1 protein-coding gene is annotated in these 501 nt (G+C 32.1%); it reads right to left on the bottom strand.

What is annotated here, in order from left to right:
* Positions 1-18: 18 nt before the first annotated feature.
* Positions 19-375 (bottom strand): type II toxin-antitoxin system HicB family antitoxin, encoded by a 357-nt coding sequence (locus KPL55_RS25840; RefSeq protein WP_216309598.1) that lies wholly within the window; start codon positions 373-375, stop codon positions 19-21.
* Between the last annotated feature and the right edge of the window lie 126 nt (positions 376-501).

Genomic DNA, 501 nt, shown 5'->3' with positions numbered 1-501 from the left:
TCCCCTGATGAAATTCCGTTAGGATGAATGAGGGGGATTTACGGTTTTGAAGTCCTCCCCTGCGGTACAAGGGGGCGGGGCTTCTTTCTTACCATTAAGAATATCATCCCTAAACAATGACATATTCACTTTAACTAATAATAAAGTTTCGTTTTTTTCCAATTTAATATTATCAATTGATGAAGGCTCTGGAATTTCTTTGTTACTTTCCTCCAGGTCGTATAAGTGTAAGGCCATAGCTTCTTTAGAATTTTTTATAGCTTCATCAATATTATTTGCACAAGGCAAACAACCCGGTAAATCAGGAAATTCAATTGATATTCCATCACTTTCATAACTTAAAATAGCAGGATATACGTAACTATTATTTTTCACATAATCAACTCCTTTCTTTCATTTTTTTCTTAGTCTTTTTTCTTTGGTCTTTCTTTTTCTCTTTATGCTCTTTATTTTTTTCTTTTTCTTGGTCTTTTCTTTTTCTCTTTTGCTCTTTATTTTTTT

The sequence above is a fragment of the Clostridium lacusfryxellense genome (assembly GCF_018861735.1).
Lineage (GTDB): Bacteria > Bacillota > Clostridia > Clostridiales > Clostridiaceae > Clostridium_AD > Clostridium_AD lacusfryxellense.
This window is presented reverse-complemented; position numbering and strand designations above follow the sequence as displayed.